Origin of the sequence: Azospirillum sp. CT11-132 (assembly GCF_047302835.1) — a bacterium.
Taxonomy (GTDB): Bacteria; Pseudomonadota; Alphaproteobacteria; order Azospirillales; family Azospirillaceae; genus Azospirillum.
This window is the reverse complement of sequence record NZ_JBGLZA010000003.1, coordinates 1,143,183-1,168,781: the sequence shown is the minus strand read 5'-3', so window position 1 is coordinate 1,168,781 and position 25,599 is coordinate 1,143,183. Positions and strand designations below refer to the sequence as shown.

The following is a 25,599-nucleotide window of genomic DNA, read 5'->3' as shown; positions in this document are numbered from 1 at the left end:
CCCGGTGAAGAAGATCCTGATCGCTGCACTGGCCGGACTGGCGGTTCTGGCCGGCCTGCTGTTGGCGGCGCCTAGCCTTATCGACTGGAACGCCTATAAGGGCGCCATCGCGGAGCGGGTGTCGCAGGCGACCGGCCGGCAGGTTGAGTTGCATGGCGACGTCGGCTTCACGCTGCTGCCGTCACCGGCCCTGACCGTGCGCGACGCCCGGCTCGCGAATGCCGCCGGCGCCGCCGAACCCGACATGGTCCGCCTGAAGAAGCTGGACGCCCGGGTGGCGCTCGGTCCCCTGCTGGGCGGCCGCATCCAGGTTGAGAGCATCGCGCTGGTCGAGCCCATCTTCGTGGTGGAGGTGCTGAAGGACGGCCGCATCAACTGGGACCTGTCCACCGCCGGCCCCCGTACCGGTGACGGTCTGGGGGCCGCCGAGGGGCTGGTCTCCGCCGTCAGCTTCGATCAGGTGATGATCGACAACGGCACCATCATCTACCGCGACGACCGCAACGGCCGGACCGAGACGGTCGACAAGCTGAACGCCCGCATCGCCGCCGGCAGCCTGAACGGCCCCTTCCAACTCCAGGGCGATTTCCGCCTGCGCGGCCTGTCCCTGCATGGCGAGGCGACCGCCGGCCGCTTCACCGAAGGGGCGGCGGTGCCGGTGCGCGCCACCCTGTCGATGCCGCACACCGACGCGACCCTGCGCTTCGCCGGCATCCTGACCGGCGGCGGAGCCGGGGGCGGGTCCAAGGTGCAGGGCGACCTGCGCGCCGAGGGCAGCGACTTCGCCAAGCTGGTGGACGCTCCCGCCTCCGGCTGGGCTCCCGGGGCGCTGAGCCAGTCCTTCAACCTGCGTGCGACAGTGGAGGCGGGAACCAGCCTCGCCACCTTCTCCGGCCTTGAAGCGCAGCTGGGCGACACGCGGGCCACCGGCAACGCCACGCTCCGCGCCGGCGACCCGGCCAAGCGCGAGATTCCGCGCACCGAACTGACCCTCGCCGTCAACCGGCTGGACCTCGATGCCTGGCTGGCCCAGGGCGGGCGCAATGGCACAGCGGCCAGCGGCGGCAGCGGCCGGGGCACGCCCGCTCCCGTCGCCGGCGCCGCCTCGGGCGACAAGGCATCACTTCCGTCCTTCGCGCTGCCGACCGGCGTTGAGGCGAAGCTGGACGTCGCCATCGACGCCATCGGCTACAACCACGGCGTGGTGCGCCAGGGGCGGATCGAGGCCAGCCTGTCCGCCGGGCGGCTCAACATCGACCGGGTCAGCGCGCTGCTGCCCGGCGGTTCCGATTTCGTCGCGGCAGGCGAAGTGACCACGCCGGGCGGGCAGCCGACGCTCGACCTGCGGATGGAGGCGAATGCCGACAACCTGCGCGCCCTGTTGGAATGGGCGAAGCTGGCTCCGCGCGGCGTCCCGGCCGACCGGCTGCGCCGCGCCTCGCTGTCGGCCCGGCTGCAGGGCCATGCCGACCGCTTCGAGCTGTCGGGCCTGGATTTCCGCTTCGACAGCAGCCGGCTCAGCGGCGCCGTCGCTTATGTCGACCGCGGCCGGCCGGCCTTCGGCGCGCGGCTGGACCTCGACCGTCTGAATCTGGACGGCTATCTGCCGGCCGATCCCACCCCCGGGCAAACGCCAAACCAGCAGCCCGCATCCCAACCCCAGCCGGCTCCGCGCGCCACCGCATCCGACGGCGGCCAGACCCCGCAGCGGCTTCTCGGCCTTGCCGACGCCAACCTCGACCTGCGGGTCGGCCAGCTGACGGTTGGCGGCCTGCCGGTCCAGGGGATTCACCTCGACGCCACGGTCGCGTCCGGCGCGCTGACGGTGCGCGAGGCCAAGGTGGACGACATCGCCGGTCTGCAGGCGCGGATCGACGGTCAGGTCGCCAGCCTGATCCCGCTGCGCGGCGTCAACCTCGCCCTGGCGGCGCAGGCGCAATCGCTTGGCGGCCTGCCCAGCGCCGTGTCCTGGCCGCCCGGCCTGCCGGTTCCGGAACGTTTGGGCGCGGTCAGCGTCAAGGCCCGGCTGGCCGGCGATGGCGAGCGGCTGGCGGTGGAGGCCTCGGCCGGCATGCTCGGCGGCACGGTCGACGCCGGCGGCGCCCTGCTCGGCCTCGACCGCAAGCCCGAGGCCGACCTGAAGCTGCGCGTCACCCATCCGGAGATTGGCCGCCTCGCCGCCCTGTTCACCGACAGCGGTCTTGCCCGCGCCTACGGCCCGCTGGACCTCTATGGCGAACTGTCGGGCAATGCGGCATCCCCCGCCCTGAAGAACCTCCAGGGGCTGGTCGCCGGCATCCCCGTGCGCGGCAAGCTGACCCTCGACCGCAAGTCGGAGCGCACCGCCTTCCAGGCCGACATCCAGACCGGCGACCTCGATCTCGACCGGCTGCGCAATGCGCCGCTGGTCGGCGATGGCGCCGGCCGCACCGCGCCCACAGCAGCGGATCCCGCCGCAGACCTGCCGCCCACCGATCCACTGGCCGATCTCGGCTGGATACAGTCGCTGGACGGGCGGCTCGGCCTGACCTCCACCTCGCTGACGGTGGCGGGGCAGCGCATCGTCCAGCCGGCGCTGCGCGCCACTCTGGACAACGGCGTCGCGACCCTGGAGCAACTGGACGGCGAATGGCAGGGTGGGCAGATCGGCCTCAGCGGCCGCCTCGCCGCCGCGCCGGGGCAGGCGCCGAAGCTCGACGCCGACCTCACCGTCATCAAGGCCGACATGGGCAGCGCGCTGTCCGGCTTCGCCGGGCTTGGCCTCAGCGGCGGCACCGTCGATCTCGACGTGACGCTGTCGGGCAGCGGTCGAGGCGACGCGCTGCTGAGCAGCCTGACCGGTCGAGGTCGGGCGGTGGCGTCGGGCGGCGTGCTTCGCGGCGTCGATCTCACCGCGCTGCGCAGCCGCCTCGCCGGGGCGGAGCGCACGCAGGAGGTGCTGGGCGCCGTCGCCGGCGCGCTGCAGGGTGGTGAAACCAAGCTGGACCGGCTGGACGCCCGCTTCGCCATCGACAAGGGGGTGATCCGCACCGAGGACGCCCGCCTGACCACCGCGCCGGCTGACGGCACGCTGACCGGCACGGTCTCCCTTCCCGACGAACGGGTGGATCTGGCGTTGGCGCTGGCGGTGAAGGCGGACGGCGATCTGCCGCCGCTGACGCTACGCATGGCAGGTCCCTGGTCCGCGCCGACGCAGACGCTGGACCTGAAGGCCCTGCGTGACCACTTCAACGCAGCCGCGCCCGCCAAATAGGGCTTGGCTCAAATGACGTCCTGTCCCCAGGGCAATGGGCGTTCCAAGGGCGTTGAAGTCGCGGCGTGTGGCGTCCATAATGAACGAACGGTAACCGGAAGTCAGAGCGATGCAGGTGGACAACAGGATTTTGGACGACCTCGCCCGTGTGGCAGGTGGCGCGCTCGGCGCCTTCTCGTCCTTGCGCGAAGAGGCCGAAGGCCAACTGCGGGCCCAGCTCGAACGGGTTCTATCACGGATGGACGTCGTCAGCCGCGAGGAGTACGAGGCTGTCCGCGCCATGGCCGCCAAGGCCCGCGAGGAGCAGGAGGCGATGGCCGAGCGGCTTGCCGCGCTGGAGGCCACCGTCGCATCGCTGAGCGCCGCGAAGGCACCGCTGCCGGTCGTGGTCGAGCCGGCCGGCGTCCCCGCCGTGGCCGAATCCGAGCCGGCCAAGCCCGCTGCGGCGGGCGGGGGCAAGCCCGAGACCAAGGCCTCCCCAGCACCCTGAGCGGCAGCGCTGCCGCACCCACCGGACGCTCCCTCCCGTCGTCACGCGCCGTCATCCCGCGGCGTGTCCTGCGGCCGGGGCGGTCCGCGGCAGCGCTTCGCCCGGCTTCGGTCCAGCCCGCCTTTTCATCATATTCGGGGTATTGCCCCGGACCGCGCGCCATCGCCGGCGCGTTGCTGCGGTTCGGGTGAACGGTACCGCCCATAGCGCCTTCACAGGAGGACGCGCACATGTCGGCAGTCGCCGTAGAGACCACCACTTCCGCCCACAATCCGCTCGACGTGGTCGAGGAGATCGTCACCGCCAACGAATGGCCCTTCGACCGCGCCACCGAGGACGAGTTGGTCGTCGAGATCGGCGGGCGCTGGTGCGATTACCGGCTCTATTTCGTCTGGCAGCCGGACGTCAGCGCAATGCAGTTCTCCTGCCAGTTCGACATGAAGGTCCAGGCCGCCCGCCGCACCGCCGTCGCCGAGCTGCTGGCCGAGGTCAACGGCCGGATGTGGCTCGGCCATTTCGACGTCTGTTCGGAGGAGCATACGCCGATGTTCCGCCAGACCATGCTGCTGCGCGGATCGCGTGGCGCCGCGGTGGAGCAGCTGGAAGATCTGGTGGAGATCGCCCTGTCGGAGTGCGAGCGCTTCTATCCTGCCTTCCAGTTCGTGATCTGGGGCGGAAAATCGGCGTCCGAAGCGGTGTCCGCCGCCATTCTCGACACCATGGGCGAAGCGTAAAAAACAAGAAGTCGAAAGCGAGGGGAAGGTCTTGGTCATGACGGCGGAATCGGGTGCGTCGCTGCTGCTGGTCGGTTGCGGGAAGATGGGCGGGGCGATGCTGGACGGCTGGCTCGCCGCCGGGACCGCGTCGCGCGTGGTGGTGGTCGACCGCGCCGGTCTGCCGCAGTCGGTGGCGGGCGATTCGCGCGTCACCCTGGCATCCGGCGCCGACGCCCTGCCGGCCGGCTTCGTTCCCGACGTGATCGTCCTGGCGGTGAAGCCGCAGGTGATGGAGGACGCTCTGCCGTCCTACCGAGCCCTGGTCCGCCCCGGCACCGTCTTCCTGTCGATTGCCGCCGGCAAGACCATCGCCTATTTCGAACGCCTGCTGGGGGAGGGGGCGGTCGTCGTCCGCTCCATGCCCAACACGCCGGCCGCCATCGGCCGCGGCATGACCGTCGCCGTTCCGAACGCCCGCGTCAGCGCCAGTCAGCGTGAGCTGTCCGACCGCCTGCTGCGCGCCGTCGGCGATGTCGCCTGGGTGGAGGACGAGGGGTTGCTGGACCCCGTCACCGCCGTGTCGGGCAGCGGTCCGGCCTATGTCTTCTTCCTGGTCGAGGCGATGGCCAAGGCCGGCGAGGCAGCCGGTCTGCCCGCCGATCTGGCGATGCGGCTGGCCCGCGCCACCGTGTCCGGCGCCGGCGCCCTGCTCGACGCCTCGCCGCAGGATGCCGCCGACCTGCGCAAGGCGGTGACCAGCCCGAACGGCACCACCCAGGCCGCGCTGGAGGTGCTGATGGCGCCGGAAGGCATGCAGCCGGTGATGACCGCCGCCATCGCCGCCGCCACCCGGCGGTCGCGCGAGTTGGCTGGCTGAGGAGGCGCCGCCGTGACCACCCTCAGCCCCTCCGCCGCCCGCGTCCAGGCACTGCTGGACAGCATCGGCCTTGGCCATCATGTGGTCGAACATGAAGGCAGCACCCGCACCTCGGAAGACGCGGCCAACTCCGTCGGCTGCGAGGTGGCGCAGATCGCCAAGTCGCTGATCTTCCGTACCAAGGAGACCGGGCGCCCGGTCCTGGTCGTCGCCAGCGGCGCCAACCGGGTGGACGAGAAGGCGGTCGGGCGGCTGATCGGCGAGAAGATTGAGCGTGCCGACCCCGAGTTCGTCCGGGAATCGACCGGCTTCGCCATCGGCGGCGTTCCGCCAATCGGCCATGCCGTCCCGCCTCTGGTGCTGATCGACGACGACCTGCTGCGGCTGGAGACCATCTGGGCCGCCGCCGGCACCCCCAACGCCGTTTTCCGCCTGACCCCTGCCGATCTGGTCAGCATGACCGGCGGCCGGGTGGAGACCGTGCGCAAGGCATAACTGAAGGGGTGGACGGGTGACGTTCGCCCGTCCGCACACCATTTTATCAGGCGATCCCTGTCGCCTGGAGGTGGTGCCATGTCCGACATGTCGTCCGACAAGCCTGAAGACAACAGCTTTCGCTCAGACCCCGCCCGGGATTTTGCGGACCCCGACGCCCTCGACCGTGCCGTGGCATCGGCAGCAATGGGGCTGGCGGCCGAGAAGGGCTGGCGCCACGTCGGCCTGCTGGAGGTCGCGCACACCGCCGGCATCCCGCTGTCGCGCTTTCATCACCGCTTTCGCGGGCGCGCCGACCTGCTGGCGGCGGTATCGCGGGTCGCCGATGAAACGGTCCTGGCCGGGGATATCGCCGCGGACCCGACCGAATCGGCGCGCGACCGGCTGTTCGACGTGATGATGCGCCGCTTCGACGCTCTGCGCCCCTTCCGCGACGGCCTGCGTTCCGTCGTACGCGACCTGCCGGCCGATCCGGCCACCGCGCTGGCCTTCTCCTGCGCCTTCGGCCGTTCCATGGCCTGGATGCTGCGCGCCGCCGGGATCGACCCGGACCAGCGCGGCGGCACGGCGCTGGTCGCCGGTCTCGGCACCGTCCATGCGCGGGTGATGCGGGTGTTCCTGAACGACGACACCGCCGACCTGTCGCGCACCATGGCCGCGCTCGACAATGCGTTGCGCGGGGCGGAGCGCTGGGGCGCGACCTTCTGCCGCTGGACCCGGTCGCGCGGGCCGCTGGGCCGGTCGTCGGGAACAGAGTCCATGTCGTCAGGTATTTAGCGACGGGCGGGCGTTCCGCGGCGTGGGCTTCCACCCGCCAAGGTTATGCTGCGGCGCAAAAAACCGGATTGACTAACTTTTCGGCACTCTGCATAGTCGGCCTCTGTAATGTTGCGACGCAACATGCCCGTATTCAGATGCGGGCAGCAAACACCGATACTGGGATGAGAAACATGGCCAAGATCAGCGCTAACCCCTTCCTCGAATTCGATCCGTCCAAGATGATGGGTGACCTGAAGGTGCCGGGCGTGGACGTCGAGTCCATCATCGCCAGCCAGCGCCGCAACATCGAGGCGGTGACCGCTGCCAACCAGCTGGCCTTCGAAGGCTTCCAGGCCATCGTCCGTCGTCAGGCCGAGGTGCTGCGCACCGTCGCCGAGGACGTGAACCGCGCCGTCGGTGAACTGACCGCCGCTGGCACCCCGGAAGAGAAGGCCGCCAAGCAGGCCGATCTGGTCAAGGCCGCCTTCGAGAAGTCGCTGGCCAACATCCGCGAGCTGAGCGAGATGATCGCCAAGTCGAACACCGAGGCCGCCGAGATCCTGACCAAGCGCGTGTCGGACAGCCTGGACGAGGTCAAGGCCGCCATCGCCAAGGCGAAGTCCTGATCCACTCCGGCCCGCCGGAAATCAGCGAAGAGGGGTCGCCATCGGCGGCCTCTTTTTCGTTTGTGCCGGATGGTCCGGACGCGCCTTCCCGGTTCCGATGCCCGTCCTGCCGCGCTACCCTGGCACCGACCGCTAGATCGGATCGCGTAAAATCGGAATCGATTTGGAGCGTGAATCCGATCGCCAACCATAAAACCACCGCATCGGACCCGTCATGACCATCTCCTACGACGATTTCACCAAAGTCGACATCCGTGTAGGCACCATCCGCGCCGTCGATGCCTTTCCGGAGGCGCGCAAGCCGGCCTACAAGCTGACCATCGACTTCGGCGGCGAGATCGGCACCAAGCGCAGCTCCGCCCAGATCACCAGCCATTACGCCGCCGATGCGCTGGTAGGCCGTCAGGTTCTGGCGGTGGTGAATTTTCCGCCCAAGCGAATCGGCCCCTTCACCAGCGAGGTGCTGTGCCTGGGCCTGCCCGACGCCGAGGGCGCCGTGGTGCTGGTCGGCCCGGATCACGCGGTCCCGGACGGTGCACGGCTGTTCTGATTTCGACCGTCTTCCTGTGGCGGTATGAAAGATTCGATCATGCCGTGCCTACGGGAAAATCACCCCGAGGTTGAATTCCTAAGGATCTCGTAAGGCGACAAGTTGCCGCAGGAGTCGTATGTATTTTAAATGAATGCACCCTAAACCACGATGGCATAGTGCGGCGCGACAGCGATCTCGCATCTGCAACATGTTTTCCTGGTGGATGGCACTCATGGACGCCCTGCGCGCCTTCGTCGGCCGGCTTTCGATCTCCACGAAAGTCACCCTGTTGAACCTTTTCGGCATGCTGATCCTCAGCACGGCGATCCTGTTCGCGATCGGTCAGGTGATTGTCCGTGACTTGGAGCGGCAGGCGATCGAGATGCAGCGGCTCAGCATGGACATCGCCTGGTCCTCGCTGCAGGAGCGCGGCGGCCAGTTCTCCGTCGCCGACGGCAAGCTGCTGCTGGACGGTGTCGTGATGAACGACAACAACCTCGTGGTCGACAAGATCAAGCGCATCACCGGGGGTACGGCCACCCTGTTCCTGGGCGACCGTCGCATCGCCACCAACGTCGCCAAGCCCGACGGCAGCCGTGCCGTCGGCACCACGCTGGCGCAGGGCCCGGCCTATGACTCGGTGCTGCGCCAGGGCGTTCCCTTCCGCGGCATGGTCGATATCCTGGGCGAGCCCTATTACGCCGCCTATGACCCGATCAAGGACGCGGCCGGAAAGCCAGTCGGCATCCTCTATGTCGGAATCAAGAAGGCGGAGGTGTTCAAGACCTTCGACGACAGCATGCGCTTCGCCACCATGCTGGTGGTGATCTGCGCCCTGGTTCTGGCGGTGCCGGGCTATCTGGTGTCGCGTTGGCTGCTGCGTCCGCTGGGCCAACTCAGCCAGGTGATGACCGCGCTGTCCTCCGGCGATCTGTCGGCCAGCGTTGCCGGCGTGAAACGTCTGGACGAGATCGGCGCGATGTCGCGCTCCGTCCTCGTCTTCCGCGACGGCATGGCCGAGGCGGAACGTCTGCGCGCCGAGCAGGAGCATCAGCGCATCCAGGGCGAGGCGCAGAAGCGCAAGGCGCTGCAGTCGATGGCCGATACGGTGGAGCAGGAAAGCCGCAGCGCCGTCGAGCGGGTCGCCGCCCGCACGCAGGAGATGGACCGCAACGCCGACGCCATGGCGAAATCGGCCGGGCTGGTCGGGTCCAACGCCCAGAACGTCGCCGCGGCGGCGGCCCAGGCGCTCAGCAACGCCCAGGCAGTGGCCTCGGCTGCCGAGCAGCTCTCGGCTTCCATCGAGGAGATCGGCAATCAGGTCGGCCATGCCGCCGGGGTCACCCGCGCCGCCGTCGCCGCCAGCAACCGGACCGAAAGCACCATCGAATCGCTGTCCTCGGCGGTCAGCCGCATCGGCGACGTGGCGGAGCTGATCCAGGGTATCGCCGCCCAGACCAACCTGCTTGCCCTGAACGCCACCATCGAGGCGGCGCGGGCCGGGGAGGCGGGCAAGGGATTCGCCGTCGTCGCCGGCGAGGTGAAGAACCTCGCCAACCAGACCTCGCGCTCGACCGAGGAGATCTCGCGCCTGATCGGCGAGATCCAGTCGGTCACCGCCCGTAGCGTGGAGGAGGTGCGCGACATCAGCCGCACCATCGGCGAGATCGACGCCATCTCCGGCACGGTGGCCGCCGCGGTGGAACAGCAGGCTTCGGCGACCCAGGAAATCTCGCGCAATGTCGGCCAGACCGCCGGCGCCGCCACCGACGTCTCGACCCGCATCGACGAGGTATCACGCGAGGCCAAGGTGACGGAGGAGCGCGCCGACATGCTGCGCGCCGGGGCGTCGGAAGTGACCCACAGCATCGACGAGTTGATGCATGTGCTGGTCCGCGCCGTACGCACGGCGACCGACGACGTGGATCGCCGCAGCGTGCCGCGCTATCGCGTCGAGGCACCCTGCATCGTGGAGGGGGCGGAGGGGCGCCTGACGGTGCGGCTGCTGGACATTTCCCGTCATGGCGCGGCGCTGGGCGAGGCCGACTCCGTCGGCGCACGCGGCACCCTGCTGTTCGACAGCCTGGGCGTGGCGCTGCCCTTCGACGCCTTCAATCGGGAGGAGGGGGTGGTGCGCGTCCGCTTCCGGCTGGCCGAGATCGATCGTCAGGCTTTCGACGCCCGCTTCGACCGTTTCGAAGAGGCGATGGCCGGCCGCCGCTTGGCTGGCTGATCCAGGTTCGCCGGATCAGGTCTGGCTGGGCGGCACTGCTGGACCGCGCGAATCCTGCGCGGTCCTGGCCTGTTGGTCAAACCCCGGCCCGGCGGGCGGCGGCGGCGTGGACGTGCGGCGGGGTCATGCCGGTCCGCGCCTGTTCCAGGGCACCCTGCTGCCGGGCGGCGAAGACGCCGGCCTCCGTCCGGTTGCGGAAATGCAGCTTGGACAGAACGCTGCGCACCATCGACTTGATGACCGCTTCCGACAGGTCCAGCGCGTTGGCGATGGTCCGGTTGTTCATGCCCTCGCCCAGCAGGCGCAGCGTCTCGAACTCCGGATCGGACAGGCGCGGCAGCAGCGTCAGCCGGATCTCGTCGACGCCGAGGCGTGACAGGAACTGCTTGGGCATCAGGCAGTGGCCTTCCAGCCCCAGGTCCAGCAGTTCGTTGATGCGGTCGACGTTCAGATCCTCGAACACCCACGCGTCGGCGAAGGCAAGGATATGGGCGGCGTCCAGCAGCTCACGCGACGACAGCACGACGACGATCCGCGAGCGGCGGGACAGCCGCAGATAGACCATCGGTTCGTTCTCGCGCAGCGCGGTGAACTGCTGCAGCCCAATCAGGATCGCATCCGGCGTCAGCGCGCTCTGCGTCAGCTCCCCGATATCGTGCAGAACCGTGACCCGGTGGCGACCGCCACGGTCCAGTTGCTGGACCACGTTCTCGGTCAGCGCGTTGTTGTCGAGGATCAGGCAGACATGCATGGGAGTCACCGCGTTGCGGGTCTGGTGAGATGCTTTCTCATGGGCGTACTCATGGTGTGTGTGCATGGGTCAGCTCTGTCTGGAGGAGGCATCCACGGCCGGCCCGGCTCAGGGCATTGCCGCCTGCGTCTAAGGGTTGAAGAGGAACCGGCCGGTTGGCCCAGGCACGTCATCATAAAACTCACGTCATCCGGAAAATTATTGTGGACATCGAAGTATTGCGGCGCGGACTGCAAACTCCCCCTTCGTCGGGATCGGGAAAGTCCTGTTCGCACCGCGTGATTTAGAAATGAACCGGGCTCCGCGTAAATCAGGCGATGGATGATCAGCCAAGATCGCTTATCGTCTCCTTGTTGGTCGCCTCAGGTTTCGAAACGGTAACACCTATGGAATGATGTGTGCTGAGCGGGTCACAGGGGAATGCGCGTTGGTACAGGCATCCATCAGGGATATCCTTTCGGTTTGGTCGCTGGTTTTTCTTACTCTTCTGCGCGTTCGAATCGGGATAAACCAAATCCTTGCCACACGAACGCCGCAAAGATGGCAAGGTTCCAGAAAAATTCCCGTCACTAATGGAGACAGCAGGTCTCTTTTCGAATGAGCCCGATCGGGCCAAGTGAATCCGATGCGCTCGCGCGATAACTCTGTTCGCACGCGCAGAAGAAGCTATGACTTTTGGTGGAGGCAATTCTTGGTCGTGCCATGACCAAAGGTGCCTCGAAGGGGAATGCCGGCTTCGAATGACCTATGGCCCTTGTCGGGATACAGGGTCCCGACCGATCGTGGTATCAGATACCCAACACAGCGAAGAACAAGCCCACAACGGCAGACGGTCTTCCGGCCGATGTCCGAAGAGGGCGCACAGACCAATCGACCACCAAGCCATGTATTCGGCGCGAATGTGGTGATCCGGGTGCCGCGGGGGCGTGCCGGACAACAGACAACAGCCCTGACGGGCGGTCGTTCGTAAGCGGACGGCACCGGCAAGGGTCGGCGAGCGAGGATGACGGGGACCATGAAGATTCTGATCGGGGACGACCATCTGCTGTTTCGCGAAGGTCTGCGGCGTCTGCTGGAGCAACTTCAGGGCGAGGCCAGCTTCGTCGAGGCCGGGACCTTCGACGAGGTGCTGGACCAGTGCCGGGCCGGCAGCACCTTCGACATCATCCTGATGGACCTGCATATGCCGAACTGGCCGGGCTTCGACGGCCTGCGCGAGATCCAGGCGCTGCAGCCGGGAGTGCCGGTGGTGGTGATCTCCGCTTCGGAGGCTCTGGGCGACATCCGTGGCGCGCTCGACCATGGCGCAACCGGCTACATCCCGAAGTCGAGCAGCGTGAAGGTGATGATGGGCGCCCTGAACCTGGTGTTCTCGGGCGGCATCTACCTGCCGCCGGGCGCGCTGACCGCCAGCATGGAGGCCGCGCCGCGCCGCCGCACGGTGGACATGTCCGACCGCAGCGCCGGCTACGGTCTGACCCAGCGCCAGCGCGAAGTGCTGGAATGCCTGCGTCTCGGCAAGTCGAACAAGCAGATCGCCTATGAACTGGGCCTGTCGGAAGGCACGGTGAAGATCCACGTCACCGCCATCTTCAAGTCGCTGGGCGTCAAGAACCGCACCCAGGCGGTCATCGCCGCCGCAGCCATGTCGGCGTAAGTTCAGACAGCATCGACTTCAGACTGTATCGACCGATCCGGGGCACGTACGGGTCGCGGAACTGGGCCGCCGGGGGAACCCCTCCGCGGCCCGTTTTCTTTTGGCGGCAACGGCCGGACTCCCGTCCACGGCAGTGAGCCTCTTGACCCGGCGGGTTGCCCGATGCTATCCGCCCCTCTTGATCTTGTGGAATCATCCGTCCGGTTCACCGGCCGGACGGGTTCCGCCTGACCCGCGCCGCCATCCGGGCCGTGCGCGACGCCGCCACCGCAGGGACGCAACCGCAGCGCCATGAGCGATATTTTCCGCGAAGTCGACGAGGATCTGCGCCGGGACCGCGCGGAGCACCTGTTCAAGAAGTATGGCGGCGCCATGATCGCCGCGGCCGTCCTGGTCGTCGCCGGCACCGGCGGCTACAGCTACTGGCGCCATTGGCAGGCGCAGCAGAAGCAGGAGCAGACCGCCGCCCTGGTCACCGCCATCTCGCAGAGCGCTCAGGGACCGGAGAAGGGGGTGGAGGCGCTGTCGGCCTTCGCCGGCTCCGCCAAGCCCGACCTCGCCGCCATCGCCCAGTTCAACGCTGCGGCGCTGCTGATCCGCCAGAACAAGCCGGACGAGGCTGCGACCATCTATGACGGCATCGCCGCCCACGGCTCCGTTCCCGTCGAATACCGCGACCTCGCCACCCTGCTGGCGGTGACGCAGCGTGCCGAAAAGGGCGACCCGGCCCAGTTGACGGCGAAGCTGCAGCCGCTGACCGCCGACACCAGCCCCTGGCGCTTCACCGCGCGCGAGCTGACGGCGATGCTGGCCGCCCGCGCCGGTGACACGGAAAAGGCGCGCACGCTCTACAAGCAACTGGCGGATGACCAGCAAGCGCCATCGGGCGTGCGTGGCCGTGCCGCCGATCTCGCCTCCCTCTACGGCAAGGGCTGATCCAGGGCCATGAAGAACAACAAGATGAAGGCCGGCTCCATCCGCCGCGCGGCGCTGCTGTCCGCATCGCTGCTGTCCGTCTTCCTCGCCGGCTGCGACACGGTGGACAGCTGGTTCGGCAAGACGCCCGATCCGCCCCTGCCGGGCAAGCGCGTCGCCGTGCTCCAGCGCGAGCGCAAGGTGGAGCCGGACACCCAGCTGGCCGCCGTCGCCGTCACCGTGCCGCCGCCGGTCGCGAATGCGGCCTGGGCGCAGCCGGGCGGCACGCCGGACCATGTGCTGGGCAACCTCGCCCTGTCGGCCAACCCGTCCGACGCCTGGCGTTCCGACATCGGCTCGGGCTCCAGCAGCTCGCGCGCGCTGCTCGGCACGCCGGTGATCGCCGACGGCCGCATCTTCGCAATGGACGCCGATTCGCATGTCTCCGCGCTGAACGAGCGCAGCGGACAGTCGCTGTGGCGGGTCGACACCCGGCCGGAGAACGAGCGTGGCGGCGCCACCGGCGGCGGCGTCGCCTATGCCGACGGCCGCGTCTATGCCGCCACCGGCTTCGCCGAGGTGCTGTCGCTCGAGGCCGGCAGCGGCAAGATCCTGTGGCGCAAGCGCATCGCCGGCCCGGTCCGCGGCGCGCCCACGGTGGCCGGTGGCCGCGTGCTGGTCATCACGCTCGACAACCAAACCATCGCGCTCTCCACCGACGACGGTGCGGTGCAGTGGTCGCAGCAGGGCATCCTGGAGACCGCCGGCCTGCTCGGCGCCGCCAGCCCCGCCGCGACCGGCACGCTGGTCGTCTCCCCCTATTCGTCGGGCGAGCTGTTCGGACTGCGTCCGGAAAACGGCCGCGTGTCTTGGCAGGACAGCCTCGCCGCCATCCGCCGCACCGGGCAGCTGAGCAATCTGGCCGACATCCGCGGCCTGCCGGTGGTCGATCGCGGCAACGTCTACGCCATCGGCCATTCCGGCCGCATGGTCGCCATCGACGAGCGAATCGGCGCCCGCATCTGGGAAACGGAGATCGGCGGCGTCCAGACCCCCTGGCTGGCCGGCGACTACCTGTTCACCGTCACCAACGACCAGGAGGTCGTCGCGGTGGCGCGCCAGAACGGCAAGGTCCGCTGGGTGGCGCCGCTCGCCCGCTTCAAGGATCCGGAGGACAAGTCCGGTCCGATCGTCTGGTCCGGACCGGTGATGGCGGGCAGCCGCCTGTGGGTCACCGGCTCCAACGGCCAGCTGCTCGGCCTGTCGCCGTCGGACGGCCGGGTGGAGGTGACCCGTTCGCTCCCCACCGGTTCCTACTTGCCGCCGGTCGTTGCCAACAACACTCTCTATGTGCTGTGCGACAACGGAACGCTAGTCGCGTTCCGCTGATCGCGGATTTCCTCCGTCTGTTGTGAAAGGCCTTTGGCCCCATGTCGTTCACCGTGGTCCTCGTCGGTCGGCCGAATGTCGGCAAATCGACTCTCTTCAACCGTCTGGCCGGCAAGAAGCTGGCCCTGGTGGACGATACGCCGGGCGTCACCCGTGACTGGCGCTCGGCCCCGGCCCATGTCGGCGGTCTGTCCTTCACGGTGGTCGATACCGCCGGTCTGGAGGACGTGACCGACGACAGCCTGGAAGCGCGCATGCGCCGCCAGACCGAGCAGGCGCTGGAGCGCGCCGACGTGGCGCTGTTCATCATCGACGCCCGCGCCGGCATCACGCCGCTGGACCGCCATTTCGCCAACCTGCTGCGCCGGAGCAAGACCCCGGTCCTTCTGGTCGCCAACAAGACCGAAGGCAAGGCCAGCCAGCCCGGCATGTTCGAATCCTACGAGTTGGGCCTGGGCGATCCGATCCCGCTGTCGGCCGAGCATGGCGAGGGCATGGCCGATCTGGTCGAGGCGCTGCTGCCTTACGCTCCGCCGGAAGACACCGGCGAGGTCGAGGAGAAGGACGACGGCTTCGACCCCTCGATCCCGGTCGGCGACCAGCCGGAGCCGGAGGAGGACCGCAGCAAGCCGATCCAGATCGCCATCGTCGGCCGTCCGAACGTCGGCAAATCGACCCTGCTCAACAGCCTGCTGGGTGAGGAGCGCGTGCTGACCGGCCCCGAGGCCGGCATGACGCGCGACGCCATCTCCGTCGATTGGGAATGGCGCGACCGCCGCTTCAAGCTCGTCGACACCGCCGGCATGCGCCGCCGCGCCCGTGTGGACGAGAAGGTGGAGAAGCTGGCGGTTGCCGACAGCCTGCGCGTCATCCGCATGGCGAATGTCGTGGTGCTGGTGGTCGATGCCGCCGCCATCCTCGACAAGCAGGACCTGACCATTGCGCGCCTGGTGATCTCCGAGGGCCGCGCCCTGGTGATCGCCGTCAACAAGTGGGACACGGTCGATGACCGCGCCATGGCGCTGCGTCAGGTCGAGGACAAGCTGCAGGCGTCGCTCGGCTACATCAAGGGCGTGAAGGTCGTCACCATCTCGGCGCTGAAGGGCCACAAGCTCGACACGCTGCTGGATGGCGTGCTGGAGACCTACAACGTCTGGAACCGCCGCATCCCGACGGCGCAGCTGAACCGCTGGATCGAAGGCGTTCTGGAGCACCACCCGCCGCCCCTGGTCGAGGGCCGCCGGGTCAAGATCCGCTACGTCACCCAGGTGAAGACCCGTCCGCCGACCTTCGCGCTGTTCGTGAACAAGCCGCTGGATTTGCCGGAAAGCTACCAGCGTTACCTGACCACCCATCTGCGCGACAGCTTCGACATGCCCGGCGTGCCGGTGCGCCTGCTGCTGCGCAAGGGCAAGAACCCCTACGCCGACGATTGATCCAGAGTTCTCCTCCCTCACCCGGACTACTCACTGGGCCAGGGAGGAAACGGCGTGGGTCGAACTCCGCCAAAGGACCATTCCAACTCAATAATGCGGCGGCGGCCGGTCGTCCTGCGGGGAGGCGATGGCATATTCCGCCGCCTCCACCCGGTCGCGCATGCGCCTCAGCTGAGCGGTCAGGCGGTCGATGGTCTGGCCCTGGGCGAAGATGACCTCGGACATCTCCTCCGCCATGCGCTCGTGATGGGCGAGGCGGCTTTCCAGATCGGCGAGGCGTTGTTCGAGAGCGGGATCCATTAGGCACCGGTCAAGGAATGGGAAAACGGGGAACGGGCCGCAAGATGGACCATTCCCCGCTCCGGGTCGAGGTGCCTTTCCGCTCACACCATCGCGGTGGTGCCGGCCAGCCAGCCGGACAGGCCGGTCAGCACCAGCACAGTCAGGCTGGCCAGCCGCAGGGTCAGCGGCGCCATCGCCAGCCCGCCCATCAGTTTGTCATTCCGCAGCAGCAACAGCATCGGGATCAGGATGAAGGGCAGGGTCAGCGCCAGCACCACCTGACTCAGCACCAGCAACCCGTCCACCGCGCCGTCGCCCGCACTGCCCAGAACCGCCAGCGCCGGGATCAGCGAGGCGCCGCGGGTGATCAGTGCCCGCGTGATCGGGCGCAGCCGCAGGTTCAGGAAGCCTTCCGTCACCATCTGCCCGGCCATCGTGCCGGTGGTGGTGGAGCTTTGGCCGGCGGCCAGCAGGGCGATGGCGAAGACCAGCGCGGCGGCGCCGCCGATGTTGCTGCCCAGCAGGGTATGCGCGTCCTCGATGCCGGGGGCGCTGCCGGCTCCCACGCCCTGGAAGGCGACGGCGGCGACCGCAAGGATGGAGCCGTTGACCAGACCGGCCAGGGCCAGCGCGGTCGACAGGTCGATGGTCAGCCAGCGGGCGGCCTGCCGGCGCTCCTCCTCCGTCTTCACCTCGGCCAGCCGCGCCCGCACCAGACCGGAGTGCAGGAACAGATTGTGCGGCATGACCGTGGCGCCGATGATGCCCAGCGACAGGTACAGCATCTCCGGATCGCGGGCCAAATCGACGCTGGGCATCAGTCCGGCCAGCAGGGCGGCGGGGTCGGGGTGGGCGATCACAAGTTCCCAGGCGAAGCAGACCACGACGACGCTCATCAGCGCGCCGACCACCAGTTCAGGGGTGCGGCCACGGGCACCGGGCAGGGCCAGGATGCCGAAGGTCAGCACGGCGGAGATCACCACGCCGGCCATGATCGGGATGCCGAACAGCAGCTTCAGCGCGATGGCGCTGCCCAGCAGTTCGGCCAGATCGGTGGCGATCATCGCCAGCTCCGACACCGCCCACACCAGCATCGCCACAGGGCGCGGGAAGCGCTGGCGGATCAGCCGGGCCAGATCGGTGCCGGTCGCCAGCGTCAGCCGGACGATCAGCCCTTGCAGGAAGATGCCGGCCAGACTGGCGATCAGCACCGCCGACAGCAGCGCGAATCCGAAGCTGGAGCCCGCCGCGATGTCCGTCGCCCAGTTGCCGGGGTCCATGTAACCGACCGCCACCACGAAGCCGGGGCCGAGCATGGTCCAGAAGCGGCGCCCGCCCGCCGGGGCGGCGGTGTGGACGGTATCGGCGATGGTGGGGGATGCGGTCTTCACGCCGGTTGCTCCTGAACAGTCCGATGGCGGCCAGAGGCTTGGCTGCCAATGCAACATGGCAGAGCATTTCGATAGCGTCCAATCGATGCGTTGTAACATCGAGATAGACGATATCTATCGATGTGGGCGCTTTGCCAAGGCAGGTCCAGTTCAGAACAGCGCGGTGGTCACTTCGTTCGCAGTGCAGCAGTGCCATGCGAGCGAATTTCGCCGGGAACCATCCGGGATGCTCAGCGTCGGCTTTTATCGTCGACGGGGGCCGAAGCGTTTGCGCGGGGCGCCGCGGAAACCGGCGGCGGGCGGCGGTTCGCGGCGGCGGGCGCGGGAGGCCAGCGCTTCGGACAGGCGCTGGCCGATGGCATCGCGGGCGCTGCGCACGCGGTCGCGGTCGGGCAGGGCGTCGGGGAACTTGCGCGAGGCCCAGAAATAGAGGTCGCAGGCGCGCGATGCAGCCTCCAGCACATCGGCCGCCAGCCCGTCGAACCGGGCCGGGATCAGCCGGGCGAGCGGCAGGACCTCCCCCGCCTCCACGGCATCCAGGATGGCGGCGAAGACCTTGGCGTCCTCCGGCTCCTCCAGATCGGCGGGGGCGAGCAGCAGGTCGAGCTTGGCGGCCAGAGCCAGCCGCCGCGCGTCCAGCATCTGCGCAACGCGGCGAAGCGCCGACAGGTCCGCCAGCCGGAAGGGGGAGCCGGCGGTGGCAGCGCTGCCGAAACACTCCACCAGAAGCCGCGTCTCGGCGCTGTCGATGTGGCTGGCGAGGCGGGCCAGCATGGCGCGGGTCGGTCGGACAGGCAGGGGGGCGTCGGCGCGCAGGCGGCCGTCGGGCGCCTCCAGCAGGCGCTTCAGCGCGGCGGGGGTGCCGTGGGCGATGACGCCGAAATGTCCTTCCTCGAACTGGCCGAAGCGGCCGGCGCGGCCGGCGATCTGCTTCACCTCCGTCGCGCTCAGCGGGCGGACGCTGCTGCCGTCGAACTTTTCCAGCGCGGTGAAAAGGACGCGGCGGCAGGGCAGGTTCAGCCCCATGCCGATGGCGTCGGTCGCCACCACCACGTCGGCCTCTCCGGACAGGAAGTGCGCCGCCTCGCGCCGCCGCACCGCTGGGGCCAGCGCGCCATAGATGGCGGCGACCGACAGGCCTTGCGCCAGCAGCGTGTCGCGGACGCTGTGGACCTCGCGGCGGGAGAAGGCGATCAGCGCGTCGCCGCGTTCCACCTCCGCCCACTCCAGCCGGCGGTCGAGCATCGACAGCGGCGTCTTGCGGTCGAGCTCCACCACCTCCAGCGCCTCGCCGAGATGGGCGGCGGCGCGCTCCACCAGCGGACGGACTTCGGGCGCGCCGAGGATATAGACGGTCTCCGCCGGGACGCCCATCAGGGCGGCGGTCCAGGCCGAGCCGCGCGCCGGGTCGGCCAGCATCTGGATCTCGTCGATCACCGCGACCTCCACCGGGCGGTCGGGGTCCATCACCTCGATGGTGGAGGCGGTATGGCGGGCGCCGGGGGTGCGGATTTCCTCCTCGCCGGTGATCAGCGTGGTGGGGGTGCCTTCGGCGTTCAGCCGCTCCATCACCTCCAGCGCCAGCAGGCGCAGCGGCGCGAGATAGACGCCGTCGCGCGCCTCGCGCAGCGCGGTGATGGCGCGGTGGGTCTTGCCGGAGTTGGTCGGGCCGATCACCAGCACCAGCTTGCGGTTCATGCCGCGCGCCACCGGGAACAGCCTTTCGAAGCGGGAGAAGTCGAAATGGCGGTCGACATAGAGCCGGCCGCGTGCCTCGGCCCGGTCGCGGCGCCACTGGTCGTACTCGCGGTCCCAGCGGTCGAGCAGTTCGTCGGCATCCGTCCGGTTGCGGGCGGCCTTGCTCAGGCGCTCGGCGAGGCCGGCGAAGCCCCAGTCGGGATCGTCGCCGGCCCGCTCCGCCAGATCGCGCAGCCGGGTGGCGACGCGGGACAGCGCGTCATCCAGGGCGGCGCGCAGGGTGGGGTCGTGATCGAGCCGTGCCGACAGTTCGGCATCGGACAGGTCCGACAGTTCCAGCGCGTCGAAGGTGCGGGGGACTTGCAGACGGATCGCCGGGGCCATGCCGGGCCAAGGCAACTCGTCGCTGCGGACGGCGCGGACGCGGGTGCGGTCCTCACAGGACAGCAACGCGGTGTGGGTTCCGGCCAGCGCGCGGCGGCCCTGGGCCAGCAGTGCGTCGCGGCGGTGGGCGCGGTCGATGCGGCCGGTGATCTCCAGCAGGATGGCTTCGCGCCGCTCCGCCGGGACCAGCAGGTCGCGCTTGCCCTTGGGCAGCGGCAGGCCGAGCGGCACCAGCCCGCGCGCCTCGGCGTCATGCATCCGCAGCACGCCGGCGGCCCCCAGCGTCGTCACCTCCGGATGGGCGACGGCGAGGTCGTGGACCAGATGCGGGTCGGCGGCGGGCGTGGGGGTATCGTCTGTCATGTGGCCTGTCCGGAGGCGATGTGGTGCAGCACGATGCCGCTGGTGGTCGCCACGTTGAGGGAATCGAAGCCGCCGGCCATCGGAATGCGCACGCTGCGGGCGCGGGCCAGCAGGGCAGGGGGCAGGCCCGGCCCCTCCGAGCCGAACAGCAGGGCGGCGCGGCGGGGCGGGGTCAGGGCGGCCAGCGTCTCGGCACCGGCGGGGCTGAGCGCCACGGCCTCGAACCCGAACCGGTCGAGCAGGGCGAGCGGGTCCTCATCGGCGGCGAGCTTGGCCGTCGGCACCAGCAGCGTCGCCCCCACCGACACGCGGATCGCCTTGCGGTAGAGCGGATCGCAGCAGCCGGGATCGAGGATCACCGCATCGGCGCCGAAGGCGGCGGCGTTGCGGAAGATGCCGCCCATGTTGTCGTGATTGCCGATGCCGAACAGCATGACGATCCGGGCGACCGGGCCGCAGGCATCCAGCAGGTCGGCCGCGCTCGGGACGTCGGTCTTCTCGCCAACCGCCAGGATGCCGCGATGCAGCGGAAAGCCGGCGATGCGGTCGAGCACCGCTTGTGTCGCGGTGTAGACGGGGGTGTCCGGGGGCAGGGCCGCCAGCATCGGCTCCAGCGCCGTCACTCGCTTGTCGGCGATCAGCAGCGAGCGGGCGCGATACCGGGTGGACTGGACAAGGCTGCGCACCACCACTGCCCCCTCGGCGATGAACAACCCGTCGCGGCCGACGAGATCGCGCTCCCGCACGTCGCGGTAGGGTTCGATGCGCGGGTCCTCGGGATCGGTGATCGGAATGATGATGGGCAAGTGGCGGCTCGGCGTCGGAGGTGTGCGCCTACTTAGTGCATGTGGGGGCGGGTTTCCAATGCCGTGGCGCCTGCCTCCATGGGCATACCCCCTTGCCGATGCAAAAGTCTCTTCTCATGTTGCGACGCAGCATTAGTAGTTGGAGACGTGCCGGACATGACCATGATCCGAAGGCTGTGGAACCGCATGCGCGGCCGGACGAAGCCGGCGCCGCGCGCTCTGCCGGCGGAACCGCTGGAATTGTCGGGGCCGGGGCCGATGCTGGCCCTGCCGCGGCCCAAGCCGACGCTGGCGCTGGCGTTGCAGGGCGGCGGCGCGCATGGCGCCTTCACCTGGGGCGTGCTCGACCGGTTGCTGGAGGAGGACATCCGGCTGGTCGGCGTCAGTGGCGCCAGCGCCGGTGCGATGAACGCGGCGATGCTGGTGCAGGGCTGGGCAAGGGGCGGTCGCGACGGCGCCCGGGCCGAACTGGCGAATTTCTGGGAGCGGGTGAGCGCCGCCGGGCGGCTGGGGCCGATCCGGCCGAGCGTGACCGACCGGCTGCTCGGCCGCTGGAACGTCGATCACGCGCCGGGGACCCATCTGGTCGACTGGGCGCGGCGCTGGGTCACCCCCTATCAGACGCAGGCGGCCGATTTCCACCCGCTGCGCGGCTTGCTGACCGAGATGGTGGAGCCTGACCTGATCCGGCGGAGCGGGCTGCGGCTGTTCGTCAGCGCCACCAATGTGCGAAGCGGCGCCCTGCGGCTGTTCGACGAAACGGAGGTCCAGGTCGACCATCTGCTGGCCTCCGCCTGCCTGCCGCACCTGTTCCGCGCGGTGCGGATCGACGGGGAGGATTATTGGGACGGCGGCTATCTCGCCAACCCACCGCTGTCGCCGCTGGCGGAGGCCTGTCCCGGCGCCGACCTGATGGTGGTGGCGATCAACCCCTTCACCTGCGCCACCACGCCGGAGGACCCGGCCGGCATCGCCGCCCGGCTGAACCAGATCACCTTCAACGCCGCCCTGCTGCAGGAGATGCGCTGCCTGTCCGCCCGTCCCGACGCTCCGCGCCTGCACCTGATCGGTGCCGACGAGCATTTGCAGGATTTGGGGCTCTATTCGAAGCTGATGACCGACTGGAGCTTCCTCAACTGGCTGCGCGACGCCGGGCGCGAGGCGGCTGGACGCTGGGTGGAGGAGAACCTGCAAGCGGTCGGCGTGGAAGGTACTGCCCGGTCACCGGCGCTGGCCTGACGCGATGTTGGGCTGACGCGATGTTGGGCTGACGTTTGACAGGCGCCTTCCCGGCCGTCATCCCCGCGAAGGCGGGGAACCAGAAAACTTCGCGGTTCAGTTGCTGAGGCGGCTGGATTACCGCCTTCGCGGGAATAACGGCCTATCAAGGAGTTGAAAGGAGCGCGTCGCGTGACGCTCACTCCGCCGGGTGCTGCTGGGCGTCCGGATCGGTGTGGGCGAACCAGCGCTTCATCCGGCGCGACAGCCCATCCAGATAGGTTAGCGCCACCGGCACCACCAGCAGCGTCAGGATGGTGGAGGACAAGAGGCCGCCGATCACCGCATGGGCCATCGGCGCCCGCTGCTGCGCGCCCTCGCCGATGCCGAGCGCCAGCGGGATCATGCCGAAGATCATCGCCGCGGTGGTCATCACGATGGGGCGCAGGCGGATGATCCCGGCCTCCACCAGTGCATCGTGCAGGCTGGCGCCGCGTTTGCGCGCCTGGTTGGCGAAATCGACCAGCAGGATGGCGTTCTTGGTCACCAGACCCATCAGCATGATGAAGCCGATGGCGCTGAAGATGTTCAGCGTCGATCCCGCCACCAGCAGGCCCAGGAACACGCCGACCAGCGACAGCGGCAGCGAGGCCATGATGGCGAGCGGTTGCAGGAAGCTGCCGAACTGCGAGGCCAGGATCAGGTAGATCAGGATGACGGCGAGCGCCAGCGCCTGCGCCGCATAGCCGCTGGTCTCCGCGATGTCCTTGGTCGATCCGCCGAAGACGATGCGGTAGCCGGGCGGCAGTTCGATCTTCGCCAAGGCCGCCTGCAATTCGCGTCCGGCGTCGCCGGCGGCGCGGCCCTGGACGTTGGCCTGGACATTCACCTCGCGCTGCAGATCGCGCCGGTTGATCTGCGAGGCGCCGAGCGTCGTCGTCACCTCCGCCACCTGGGACAGCGGGATCATGCGCGGCGTGTCGGCGACGTCTCTCCCACCCGACAGATAGATGCGGTCGAGATCGGCGCGGCCGGCACGGTCGGCCTCCGGCAGGCGGACCAGCACGTCGTAGCTCTCGCCGTCCGGCGCCTTCCAACTCGACACCGTGTCGCCGGCGAACAGCGGGCGCAGCGTGTCGGCCACCTTGGTGGTGCTGATGCCGAGGTCGCTGGCAAGGTCGCGCTCCAGCCGGACGGCGAGCGTCGGCTTGGCCGCCTTCAGCGTGCTGTCGACATCCACGAAGCCGGGGATGGCGCGCATGGCGCCGATGACCTTCTGCGACAGCCGATCCAATTCGGCGATGTCGCGGCCCTGCACCGACACCTGGATCTGCTTCTGCACGCCGCCGACGCCGGGGATGGCGATGCCCATGGTGACGCCGGGGATCGCCGACAGCCGTTGGCGCAGCAGCGGGGCGAGGTCGTTCGGCGAGCGCTTGCGCTGGTCGATGGGGACATAGCGCAGATAGATGCTGCCGCGGTTGTGGCCGATCGACACGCCGGTGTTGACGGTGCTGTAGGTGTAGGCGATTTCCGGGAACTCGCGGATCGCCGCCTCGACCTGTTTGGTCTTGGCGGTGGTCGCGGCGAGCGATGAGCCGACGGGGGTTTCCACCTCGACGATCTGCTCGCCCAGGTCGGCGGCGGGGACGAACTCCACGCCGATGCGCGGGACCAGCAGGAAGCTGCCGAAGAAGATCGCCAGTGCCGCGATCATCACCACCCAGCGCCAGCGCAAACCCCAGCGCAGCAGCCGGCCATAGCCGTGCGAGACGGCGGTGAAGCCGCGCTCGAACGCTGCCGCGAAGCGGCCGAAGATGGAGCGGCCGTGTTTGCCGTGCGCCGCCGGGTCGTACCACACGCTCGACAGCATGGGGTCGAGCGTGAAGGAGACGAACAGGGAGATCAGCACCGCCGCCGAGACGGTGATGCCGAATTGCAGGAAGAAGCGGCCGATGATGCCGCCCATGAAGGCGACCGGCAGGAACACCGCGACGATGGTGAGCGTGGTCGCCAGAACCGCCAGCCCGATCTCCGCCGTGCCGTCGAGCGCCGCCTGCCGGTGGCCCTGGCCGCGGGCGAGGTGGCGCATGATGTTCTCGCGCACCACGATGGCGTCGTCGATCAGGATGCCGATGGCGAGCGACAGCGCCATCAGCGTCATCATGTTCAGCGTGAAGCCCATCGCCGCCAGCATGCCGAAGGTGCCGAGCACGGCGACCGGCAGGGTCAGGGCGGTGATGACCGTGCTGCGCCAGGACCCCAGGAAGACCATGACGATCAGGATGGTCAGGATGCCGCCCTCGACCAGCGTCTTCTGCACGTTGCTGAGCGAGTTGGTGATGCCGCGGGAGCTGTCACGCACCACCGCCAGCGTCACGTCCGGCGGCAGGGAGCCGTTGGTCCGCAGATCCCCGATCGCCGCCTGCAGGCCGCGCGCGACCTCCACCGTGTTGGCGCCCTGGACCTTGACCACATCGACGGCCAGCGCCGGGTTGCCGTTCAGCAGGGCGGCGGAGTCCTGCTCCTCCTGCCCGTCGACCACCTCGGCGACCTGACCCAGCCGCACCGGGCTGTTGCCGCGGCGGGCGACGATCAGGTCCAGCAGGTCGCGCGGATTGCGGACGCGCCCCTCCACCTGCACCACGCGCTCCCGCCCCTGGCCGGTGACGGTGCCAGCGGGAACGTCCTGGTTCTCACCGGTGACGGTGGCGATCACCTCGTCGACGCCGACGTTCAGCGCCTCCAGCTTTTCCGGCTTCAGGCGGACCAGGATCTGGCGCTTCACCCCGCCGGCGATGGTCGCCTTGCCGACGCCGCGGACATTCTGCAACCGCTTCAGGATGATCTGGTCGGTCAGCGTGGTGAGGTCGCGCAAGGACCGCAGGTCCGACGTGACGGCGATGGACAGGATCGGCTGGTCATCCGGGTTGAAGCGGGTGATCTGCGGATCCTTCACCTCGTCCCGGAAGGTCGCGCGGATGGCCGAGACCTTTTCGCGCACGTCCTGCAACGCCTGGACCGAGGAGGTCTTCAGGTCGAACTCCGCGATCACCACCGACTGGCCCTCGTAGGAGCGCGAGGTCAGCGTCTTGATGCCGGCGATGGTGTTGATCGCATCCTCGACCTGGCGGGTGATGTCGGTCTCCACCGTCTCCGGGCTGGCGCCGGGATAGCTGGTGCTGACCACCACCACCGGGAAATCGACATCGGGAAACAGGTCGACGCCCAGCCGGTTGTAGGAGAAGAGGCCGAGCACCATCAACGCCACCATCATCATGGTGGCGAAGACCGGGTTGTCGACGCTGATGCGGGTGATCGGCATGGC

General features: G+C 69.0%; 20 protein-coding genes. 14 read left to right on the top strand and 6 right to left on the bottom strand.

Annotated elements, in window-relative coordinates:
* Nucleotides 1-4: 4 nt before the first annotated feature.
* The 9 genes from ACCD06_RS11285 (at nucleotide 5) to ACCD06_RS11245 (ending at nucleotide 9,981) form a co-directional block, all read left to right on the top strand.
* On the top strand, nucleotides 5-3,253 hold the full coding sequence (locus tag ACCD06_RS11285) for an AsmA family protein (RefSeq protein WP_413340694.1): 3,249 nt from the start codon (nucleotides 5-7) through the stop codon (nucleotides 3,251-3,253).
* A gap of 109 nt (nucleotides 3,254-3,362) precedes the next feature.
* Nucleotides 3,363-3,743, top strand: a complete 381-nt coding sequence (locus ACCD06_RS11280) for an accessory factor UbiK family protein (protein WP_109073102.1) — start codon at nucleotides 3,363-3,365, stop codon at nucleotides 3,741-3,743.
* Nucleotides 3,744-3,973: 230 nt separating this feature from the next.
* Entirely contained in the window at nucleotides 3,974-4,477 is a 504-nt protein-coding gene (locus ACCD06_RS11275) for a YbjN domain-containing protein (RefSeq protein ID WP_085089634.1), read from the top strand.
* A 37-nt stretch (nucleotides 4,478-4,514) separates the two neighbouring features.
* Nucleotides 4,515-5,336, top strand: coding sequence for a pyrroline-5-carboxylate reductase (gene proC, locus ACCD06_RS11270; protein ID WP_109073103.1), 822 nt, complete (start codon nucleotides 4,515-4,517; stop codon nucleotides 5,334-5,336).
* Nucleotides 5,337-5,348: 12 nt separating this feature from the next.
* Entirely contained in the window at nucleotides 5,349-5,831 is a 483-nt protein-coding gene (locus ACCD06_RS11265) for a YbaK/EbsC family protein (RefSeq protein ID WP_109073104.1), read from the top strand.
* A 78-nt stretch (nucleotides 5,832-5,909) separates the two neighbouring features.
* The gene (locus ACCD06_RS11260) at nucleotides 5,910-6,608 is read left to right on the top strand and encodes a TetR family transcriptional regulator (protein WP_109073105.1); all 699 of its coding nucleotides are present in this window, start codon (nucleotides 5,910-5,912) and stop codon (nucleotides 6,606-6,608) included.
* 173 nt (nucleotides 6,609-6,781) lie between these two features.
* A complete protein-coding gene (locus ACCD06_RS11255) occupies nucleotides 6,782-7,216 on the top strand; it encodes a phasin family protein (RefSeq protein WP_413340691.1) in 435 nt (144 codons plus the stop codon).
* A 214-nt stretch (nucleotides 7,217-7,430) separates the two neighbouring features.
* Nucleotides 7,431-7,766, top strand: coding sequence for a tRNA-binding protein (locus ACCD06_RS11250; RefSeq protein WP_109073107.1), 336 nt, complete (start codon nucleotides 7,431-7,433; stop codon nucleotides 7,764-7,766).
* A gap of 214 nt (nucleotides 7,767-7,980) precedes the next feature.
* Nucleotides 7,981-9,981 (top strand): methyl-accepting chemotaxis protein, encoded by a 2,001-nt coding sequence (locus ACCD06_RS11245; protein WP_136704142.1) that lies wholly within the window; start codon nucleotides 7,981-7,983, stop codon nucleotides 9,979-9,981.
* Between the two features lie 76 nt (nucleotides 9,982-10,057).
* On the opposite strand, the gene ACCD06_RS11240 is transcribed toward ACCD06_RS11245, so the two are convergent.
* Nucleotides 10,058-10,798: a response regulator transcription factor gene (locus ACCD06_RS11240; RefSeq protein WP_247870533.1), complete on the bottom strand. Its 741-nt coding sequence runs from the start codon at nucleotides 10,796-10,798 to the stop codon at nucleotides 10,058-10,060.
* Nucleotides 10,799-11,747: 949 nt separating this feature from the next.
* Here ACCD06_RS11240 and ACCD06_RS11235 point away from each other — a divergent pair.
* From ACCD06_RS11235 to der, 4 genes are all read left to right on the top strand, one after another.
* Nucleotides 11,748-12,389 (top strand): response regulator transcription factor, encoded by a 642-nt coding sequence (locus tag ACCD06_RS11235; protein WP_085089627.1) that lies wholly within the window; start codon nucleotides 11,748-11,750, stop codon nucleotides 12,387-12,389.
* Nucleotides 12,390-12,680: 291 nt separating this feature from the next.
* Nucleotides 12,681-13,325 carry a tetratricopeptide repeat protein gene (locus ACCD06_RS11230; RefSeq protein ID WP_413340687.1) on the top strand — a complete coding sequence of 215 codons (645 nt, stop codon included), beginning with the start codon at nucleotides 12,681-12,683 and terminating at the stop codon, nucleotides 13,323-13,325.
* Nucleotides 13,326-13,334: 9 nt separating this feature from the next.
* Nucleotides 13,335-14,693 carry a PQQ-binding-like beta-propeller repeat protein gene (locus ACCD06_RS11225; protein WP_413340685.1) on the top strand — a complete coding sequence of 453 codons (1,359 nt, stop codon included), beginning with the start codon at nucleotides 13,335-13,337 and terminating at the stop codon, nucleotides 14,691-14,693.
* A gap of 41 nt (nucleotides 14,694-14,734) precedes the next feature.
* Nucleotides 14,735-16,129 carry a ribosome biogenesis GTPase Der gene (gene der / locus ACCD06_RS11220; protein ID WP_413340683.1) on the top strand — a complete coding sequence of 465 codons (1,395 nt, stop codon included), beginning with the start codon at nucleotides 14,735-14,737 and terminating at the stop codon, nucleotides 16,127-16,129.
* Nucleotides 16,130-16,216: 87 nt separating this feature from the next.
* On the opposite strand, the gene ACCD06_RS11215 is transcribed toward der, so the two are convergent.
* The 4 genes from ACCD06_RS11215 to ACCD06_RS11200 all read right to left on the bottom strand — a co-directional run bounded on the left by ACCD06_RS11215 (nucleotide 16,217) and on the right by ACCD06_RS11200 (nucleotide 21,053).
* Nucleotides 16,217-16,429, bottom strand: a complete 213-nt coding sequence (locus tag ACCD06_RS11215; protein WP_109149974.1) for a SlyX family protein — start codon at nucleotides 16,427-16,429, stop codon at nucleotides 16,217-16,219.
* An 83-nt stretch (nucleotides 16,430-16,512) separates the two neighbouring features.
* On the bottom strand, nucleotides 16,513-17,802 hold the full coding sequence (locus ACCD06_RS11210; RefSeq protein ID WP_413340680.1) for an Nramp family divalent metal transporter: 1,290 nt from the start codon (nucleotides 17,800-17,802) through the stop codon (nucleotides 16,513-16,515).
* A gap of 243 nt (nucleotides 17,803-18,045) precedes the next feature.
* Nucleotides 18,046-20,247 carry a helicase-related protein gene (locus tag ACCD06_RS11205; protein WP_413340678.1) on the bottom strand — a complete coding sequence of 734 codons (2,202 nt, stop codon included), beginning with the start codon at nucleotides 20,245-20,247 and terminating at the stop codon, nucleotides 18,046-18,048.
* Nucleotides 20,244-21,053, bottom strand: a complete 810-nt coding sequence (locus ACCD06_RS11200) for a TrmH family RNA methyltransferase (RefSeq protein WP_413340676.1) — start codon at nucleotides 21,051-21,053, stop codon at nucleotides 20,244-20,246. The genes ACCD06_RS11205 and ACCD06_RS11200 overlap by 4 nt, the downstream gene beginning before the upstream one ends.
* Nucleotides 21,054-21,209: 156 nt before the next feature.
* Between ACCD06_RS11200 and ACCD06_RS11195 the strand changes: the two genes are divergently transcribed.
* A complete protein-coding gene (locus tag ACCD06_RS11195) occupies nucleotides 21,210-22,292 on the top strand; it encodes a patatin-like phospholipase family protein (RefSeq protein WP_413340674.1) in 1,083 nt (360 codons plus the stop codon).
* A gap of 178 nt (nucleotides 22,293-22,470) precedes the next feature.
* Here ACCD06_RS11195 and ACCD06_RS11190 read toward each other — a convergent pair whose 3' ends face one another.
* Nucleotides 22,471-25,596: an efflux RND transporter permease subunit gene (locus ACCD06_RS11190; RefSeq protein ID WP_413340672.1), complete on the bottom strand. Its 3,126-nt coding sequence runs from the start codon at nucleotides 25,594-25,596 to the stop codon at nucleotides 22,471-22,473.
* Between the last annotated feature and the right edge of the window lie 3 nt (nucleotides 25,597-25,599).

Bases quoted from the DNA above. Each gene is read 5' to 3' on its own strand.
- ACCD06_RS11240 (WP_247870533.1), bottom strand. From the start codon at position 10,798: ATGCACACACACCATGAGTACGCCCATGAGAAAGCATCTCACCAGACC.
- der (WP_413340683.1), top strand. From the start codon at position 14,735: ATGTCGTTCACCGTGGTCCTCGTCGGTCGGCCGAATGTCGGCAAATCG.
- ACCD06_RS11215 (WP_109149974.1), bottom strand. From the start codon at position 16,429: ATGGATCCCGCTCTCGAACAACGCCTCGCCGATCTGGAAAGCCGCCTC.
- ACCD06_RS11280 (WP_109073102.1), top strand. From the start codon at position 3,363: ATGCAGGTGGACAACAGGATTTTGGACGACCTCGCCCGTGTGGCAGGT.
- ACCD06_RS11190 (WP_413340672.1), bottom strand. From the start codon at position 25,596: ATGCCGATCACCCGCATCAGCGTCGACAACCCGGTCTTCGCCACCATG.
- proC (WP_109073103.1), top strand. From the start codon at position 4,515: ATGACGGCGGAATCGGGTGCGTCGCTGCTGCTGGTCGGTTGCGGGAAG.
- ACCD06_RS11245 (WP_136704142.1), top strand. From the start codon at position 7,981: ATGGACGCCCTGCGCGCCTTCGTCGGCCGGCTTTCGATCTCCACGAAA.
- ACCD06_RS11275 (WP_085089634.1), top strand. From the start codon at position 3,974: ATGTCGGCAGTCGCCGTAGAGACCACCACTTCCGCCCACAATCCGCTC.
- ACCD06_RS11205 (WP_413340678.1), bottom strand. From the start codon at position 20,247: ATGACAGACGATACCCCCACGCCCGCCGCCGACCCGCATCTGGTCCAC.
- ACCD06_RS11260 (WP_109073105.1), top strand. From the start codon at position 5,910: ATGTCCGACATGTCGTCCGACAAGCCTGAAGACAACAGCTTTCGCTCA.
- ACCD06_RS11235 (WP_085089627.1), top strand. From the start codon at position 11,748: ATGAAGATTCTGATCGGGGACGACCATCTGCTGTTTCGCGAAGGTCTG.
- ACCD06_RS11195 (WP_413340674.1), top strand. From the start codon at position 21,210: ATGACCATGATCCGAAGGCTGTGGAACCGCATGCGCGGCCGGACGAAG.
- ACCD06_RS11255 (WP_413340691.1), top strand. From the start codon at position 6,782: ATGGCCAAGATCAGCGCTAACCCCTTCCTCGAATTCGATCCGTCCAAG.
- ACCD06_RS11250 (WP_109073107.1), top strand. From the start codon at position 7,431: ATGACCATCTCCTACGACGATTTCACCAAAGTCGACATCCGTGTAGGC.
- ACCD06_RS11230 (WP_413340687.1), top strand. From the start codon at position 12,681: ATGAGCGATATTTTCCGCGAAGTCGACGAGGATCTGCGCCGGGACCGC.
- ACCD06_RS11225 (WP_413340685.1), top strand. From the start codon at position 13,335: ATGAAGAACAACAAGATGAAGGCCGGCTCCATCCGCCGCGCGGCGCTG.